Consider the following 5,940-nt stretch of genomic DNA (forward strand, 5'->3'; position numbering starts at 1 on the left):
ATCCCCCGCCCCGCCGAGCGCGACCTGTTCCGCCGCGGCGAGCGCGAGGCCTTCGCCGACGGCTACGCGCAGGGCCGCGCCGCCCGCCCCTGATGCGAAGGTCTCGTGACATGACCCAGACTTTCCCGCCCCACGGCGCGGCAGCGCCACTGAGAAGCTGACCCGGGACCCTCCGCCGTCCCCCCTGCCCCGCCGCGCGCCCCCTACCCCGAGACCGCCGCTATGGGTCGAAACCCACGGAAAAAGCGGCGGTCTCGACCCGGGAGCGCGGTCTCGCGGGAGTAGGGGGCGCGGCGCGCGGGCGGCGCGGGCCGGGCGTCGCGGGAGTAGACCGGCGAACTCGCGATTGAACCGGCGAACTCGCCCCCACCCGGCGCCCCCGGCGCGATAGCGTGGAGGCGTGACCACGCCCATCGATGCCACCACCACTGCCGCCTGGACCGAGCTCGCCTCGCGTGCCGACGGATTCGCCCCCGACCTCCGCACCTGGTTCGCTGACGATCCCGGCCGCGTGGAGCGCCTGACCTTCGACCTCGTCGACCTGCGGGTCGATCTGTCCAAGAATCTGGTGGACGACGGCATCCTCGCCGCGCTCGTGGGCCTCGCGAAGCAGATCGGTCTCGAAGCGCACCGCGACGCGATGTACCGCGGCGACCACATCAACGCGACCGAAGACCGCGCGGTGCTGCACACGGCGCTGCGGCGCCCGGCCGGCATCGAGCCCAAGCTCGTCGTGGACGGCAAGGACATCGACGGCGACGTGCAGGGCGTGCTCGATGCGATGACCGCGTTCGCCGAGCGCGTGCGCAGCGGGGAATGGGTCGGCGTCACCGGCAAGAAGGTCACGCACATCGTCAACATCGGCATCGGCGGGTCGGACCTCGGCCCCGCGATGATCTCGGCGGCGCTGGAGCCGTACAGCACCGACATCCAGGCGCGCTTCGTCTCGAACATCGACCCGTTCGACCTCGCGAACAAGACCAAGGACCTCGACCCCGAGACCACCCTGGTGATCGTCGCTTCCAAGACCTTCACGACCCTGGAGACGCTCACCAACGCCCGGCTCGCGCGCGACTGGCTGTGGGCCGGCCTGTCGGCATCCGGTGCCATCGACGACACCGAAGAGGCGAAGACGGATGCCGTGGCGCACCACTTCGTGGCGGTGTCGACGGCCCTCGATAGAGTGGCCGCGTTCGGCATCGACCCGACCAATGCGTTCGGCTTCTGGGACTGGGTCGGCGGGCGCTACTCCGTCGACTCCGCCATCGGCCTGTCGCTCATGATCGAGTTCGGCCCCGACGCGTTCCGCGAGCTGCTTTCGGGCTTCCACGCCGTCGACGAGCACTTCGCGACGGCGCCGCTGGAGCAGAACGTCCCGGCGCTGATGGGCCTGCTGAACGTCTGGTACACGAACTTCCTGGGCGCGCAGTCGCACGCCGTGCTGCCGTACGCGCAGCAGCTCAGCCGCTTCGCCGCATACCTGCAGCAGCTGACGATGGAGTCCAACGGCAAGCGCGTGCGCTGGGACGGATCGCCCGTCACGAGCGACACCGGCGAGATCTTCTGGGGAGAGCCGGGGACCAACGGGCAGCACGCGTTCTACCAGCTGATCCACCAGGGCACGCGGCTGATCCCGGCCGATTTCATCGCGTTCGTCAACCCCGCCTATCCGCTCAAAGACGGCGATCGCGACGCGCACGGGCTGTTCCTCGCGAACTTCCTCGCGCAGACGAAGGCCCTGGCGTTCGGCAAGACCGCCGCCGAGGTCGAGGCCGAGGGCACGACCGGCGCGCTGGTTGCGGCACGGACGTTCCCGGGCAACCGGCCGACGACCTCGATCTTCGCCCCCGCGCTGACGCCGAAGGTGCTGGGCGAACTCATCGCGCTGTACGAGCACCTGACGTTCACGCAGGGCGTGGTGTGGGGCATCAACAGCTTCGACCAGTGGGGCGTCGAGCTCGGCAAGCAGCTCGCGCTGCAGATCGCCCCCGCCGTCGAGGGCGACGCGGATGCCACCGCCGCCCAGGACGCCTCCACCCAGGCGCTGCTGGCCTACTACCGCGAGCACCGGCGGTAAGCGCTTCCCGGGTCGCGCTTCCCGCGGTCGCGCTTCCCGGGTCGCGCTTTTCGCGAGAGAACAACTCGACGCCGAGAGAACGGGTATCAACCGTTCTCTCGGCGCACGGTTGTTCTCTCGGCGCACAGTTGTTCCCTCGCCGCGAAGGGGGCGGATGCCGAGGGCGCGACCATCCGCGGCGGATCAGGCGGACGTCCGCGACCCGGGTCAGGCGGACGGCAGGTGGCGGCGCCAGCTGAGCGCGACGACCCCGACGCTGAGGGCCGCGATCACGGCCCCGGCGAGGAACATCGTCGAGTAGCTCAGCCAGGTACCGAGGGCCGCGAGGATCGCGGGGATGAAGAAGCCCACGTAGGTGAGCGAGTAATACACCGCGGTGAGCCCCGCGAGGTCGTCGGGGCCGGCGATGCGCTGGATCTCGCGGAGACCTCCGACCAGCAGCATCCCGTATGCCGTCCCGAGCACCGCGGCGGCGACGAACGCCCACGCCAGCGAGTTCAGCCCGACCGCGACGGCGGCGAGCAGCATCGCCGGGACGGTGACCGCCAGTGCGACGCCGATCCCGCGAGCCGAGCGGGGGGTGTCGATCTTGGCGGCGAAGCGCTGCACGGCGACACCGCACCCGAGCGCGATGACGCACAGGAGCCCAGAGACGCCGATCTCGAAGCCCGGCGCCTGCGCCATCATGAGGCCCGGGAGGATCGCGTACGCGCTCGCGGCGGTGCCGAACACCCACGGTGCCATCGGCGCGACGACGAGCAGGAACCGCCGGTGCATCGCCGTCGGGATCCGCAGGTCCATCAGCAGCGGACGGACCTCAGTGGGCCGCGTCCGGCTCTCGGGGGCACGCAGCAGCACGACGAACGAGGCGAGCGTGATGACGATGTGCACGACGTAGGGCGCGATAGCGCCGGACGGTCCGAACTGCGCGAGCGCCGCGGCGACGCCGGCGCCGAGCGCGAAGCCGATCGTGAGGGCGAGCGCGGCGCGCGATGCCCCTCGGCCCTCGACCGGGGCGGGGTCGAATGGGGCGTCTGACAGCTCCTTGACCCAGCTCGTACCGACCGCCATCACCAGCCCCAGGGCGATGCCCGACAGCACCCGTCCGGCGAACAGCACGGGAGCGGATGCCGCGCCCGCCGCCAGCAGTGCGCTTCCGGCGACGGCGATCAGCGGGGCAGGCAGAAACAGCGGACGACGTCCGTAGCGGTCGGAGAGCGGGCCCCCGACGAGCAGCGCCGGAACGATGCCCAGGACATATGCCCCGAGCAGAATGTCCACGGTGAGCGCGCTCATCTGGTCGAGCTGGCGGTACATCACGAGCAACGGCGTGAACTCGTTGCCGCCCCAGGCGACGGCGAAGAGGGCCGCGCTCACGCTCAGCCAGGGGGCGAGGTGGGTGCGGGGGACGGGCGCCGGCGCGGTGCCGGATGCCGCCGTGCCGGGTACAGACGGCCGCGATGCCGGCGTGTCGGATGCCGGGGTGTCGGATGCCGCCTGCTGCGGCACGCGTGCGGGCTTCGCCGCCGGGGGCTCCCCGGCCGACGAGGCCCCAGAGGTGAAAGTACGGATGGTCGCGGTGGCGCTCACGGCAGAAGCTCCCGGTGGGTGTTACGGATGTGGCGCGCGAGCGCCATTTCGAAGGCGTCGGGCTCGCTCTCGGCGACGAGGCGAGCGAGGAGTTCGTGGTCATTCAGCACTTGCTCGGTCCGGTCGTCGCGGCGCCACAGCGACCGCGCCACCATGCGCTGCTGACGGTCGCGGAGCGTCGCGAAGAAGCCCGTCAGCAGGGCGTTGCCGCCGGCATCCACGATCGTCGCGTGAAACGCGATATCGGCCTCGGCGAGCCCCGCGAGATCCCCGGCGATGTAGGCCGCCCGCTGCCGGTCGATGATTCCGGCGAGCGCCGCGGCGACCTCTCCGGCACGTTCGGCGTCGCGGGTCAGCCTCCGCACGGAATCGGTCTCGATCAGGACGCGGGCCTCGACGACATCCTCCAGTTCGTGCGGCCGCACCTCGACGACGAGGGCTCCGCGCTTGGGATAGAGCCTCATCCAGCCTTCGGCCTGCAGCCTCAGGAAGGCTTCGCGCACCGGCGTACGGCTCATGCCGAGGGTCTCGGCGACCGCCCCTTCGCTCACCATCTCGCCGCCGACGAGGGCGCCGTCGAGGATACGGGTCTTCACCTCGGCATACGCGATCTCGGCGGCCGAGGACGCTTCCGGTGGCGCCGCCGCCGTCTCATCAAGCTGCTGCACAACATAGATACTAGTCGCATGCGAGACTGGCGCAGGCTGATGCGGCTCACCGCGTACTCGACTTGCCGGGTTCAGCCGCATCCCCAGCCCTGAACCGACCATTCACGGCACGTCGCTGACCGCGGACTGACCGCGAACCACCCATGCCTGCGCAGCCGGGCATCGCAGGCGTAGCCTCGCAGCATGGACGGCTTCGCGGCGGTCGACTTCGAGTTCGCGCGGCAGGTGCTGCAGCGGGGCATCGCCGCCCTGTTCCTGATCGGATTCGTGTCGAGCCTGAACCAGTTCCGGCCACTGCTCGGCGAGCACGGCCTGCTCCCCGCGCCGGACCTCCTCGCCTGGGCCTCGTCATCGCCTGCGCGCGCGAAACTGCTGCGGCCGACACTGTTCCGGTGGGTCCGCTACACCGATCGGCGGCTGGTCGCACTGTGCTGCGGCGGCGTTGTCGTCGCGGGGCTGCTGCTCGTCGGCATCCCGCAATGGGGACCGCCGTGGGTGCCGATGCTCGCGTTCCTCGCGCTGTGGGCCGCGTACATGTCGATCAGCTCGATCGGGCAGACCTTCTACGGCTTCGGCTGGGAGATGCTGCTGCTCGAGGCCGGGTTCCTCGCCGCCTTCCTCGGCTCGGACGACCAGCCGCCGCCGATAGCGGTCATCGTGCTCTTCTGGTGGCTGGTGTTCCGGCTGGAGTTCGGCGCCGGGATGATCAAGATCCGCGGCGGGCGCGAATGGCGCGACCTCACGGCGCTCATGTACCACCACGAGACCCAGCCGATGCCCGGTCCTCTCAGCCGCCAGGCCCATCTGCTGCCGGCATGGTTCCACCGGCTGGAGGTGATCGGCAACCATGTCGCGCAGCTGTTCGTGCCGTGGCTGCTGTTCGCGCCGCTGCTCGGACTGTGGCTTCCGGGCCCTTGGCCGGGTTTCGTCGGAACCGCGGCGGCAGCGGTCGTCATCGCGACGCAGCTGTGGCTCGTGCTGACGGGCAACTTCGCGTGGCTGAACTGGGCGACGATCGTGCTGTCGTTCTCCGCGGTGTCGATCCCGAGCTCCGGCGAGCGGATGCCGGCGGACGCGCTGCTCACCGGCATCCCCCTGTACTGGATCGTCGTCACCTCGATCGTCGTCGCGGGATACGCCGCGCTGAGCGTGCCCGCGGCCCGCAACCTGTTCTCGCGGCGGCAGCTCATGAACGCGAGCTTCAACCGCTGGCAACTCGCGAACGCCTACGGCGCGTTCGGCACCGTGACGAAGGAGCGCATCGAGTACGTCATCGAGGCGACGACGGATGCCGACGCGGACACCGCGACCTGGCACGAGTACGAGTTCAAGGGAAAGCCCGGCGACGTGCACCGCATCCCGCGGCAGTTCGCGCCGTATCACCTGCGGTTGGACTGGCTGATGTGGTTCCTGCCGCTCGGGCGGTCACTCGAGGGGTGGTTCACCGCGCTGCTCGTGCGCCTGCTGCAGGCGGATGCCGCGACGCTGCGCATGCTGCGCCGCGATCCGTTCCGCGGCGAGCGGCCGACGTGGGTGCGGGTGATCTCGTACCGGTATCGGTTCGCGACCCGGGCGGAGCACCGCGCCGGCAGGGTGGTGTGGGTG

At 70.6% G+C, this 5,940-nt stretch carries 4 protein-coding genes; 2 read left to right on the plus strand and 2 right to left on the minus strand.

Annotation, left to right across the window (positions count from 1 at the left end):
• Positions 1–400: 400 nt before the first annotated feature.
• Positions 401–2,077: a glucose-6-phosphate isomerase gene (gene pgi, locus WBP48_RS01340; RefSeq protein ID WP_424434933.1), complete on the plus strand. Its 1,677-nt coding sequence runs from the start codon at positions 401–403 to the stop codon at positions 2,075–2,077.
• A 207-nt stretch (positions 2,078–2,284) separates the two neighbouring features.
• Here pgi and WBP48_RS01345 read toward each other — a convergent pair whose 3' ends face one another.
• A complete protein-coding gene (locus WBP48_RS01345; protein ID WP_424434936.1) occupies positions 2,285–3,667 on the minus strand; it encodes an MFS transporter in 1,383 nt (460 codons plus the stop codon).
• Positions 3,664–4,335: a GntR family transcriptional regulator gene (locus WBP48_RS01350; RefSeq protein WP_424434939.1), complete on the minus strand. Its 672-nt coding sequence runs from the start codon at positions 4,333–4,335 to the stop codon at positions 3,664–3,666. Before WBP48_RS01350 ends, WBP48_RS01345 begins: the two co-directional genes overlap by 4 nt.
• 183 nt (positions 4,336–4,518) lie before the next feature.
• On the opposite strand from WBP48_RS01350, the gene WBP48_RS01355 reads away from it, so the two are divergent.
• Positions 4,519–5,940, plus strand: a 1,422-nt coding sequence (locus WBP48_RS01355; RefSeq protein WP_424434942.1) for a lipase maturation factor family protein, incomplete at its 3' end; no start/stop codon positions are given.

The organism is Microbacterium sp., assembly GCF_049661145.1.
GTDB lineage: Bacteria > Actinomycetota > Actinomycetes > Actinomycetales > Microbacteriaceae > Microbacterium.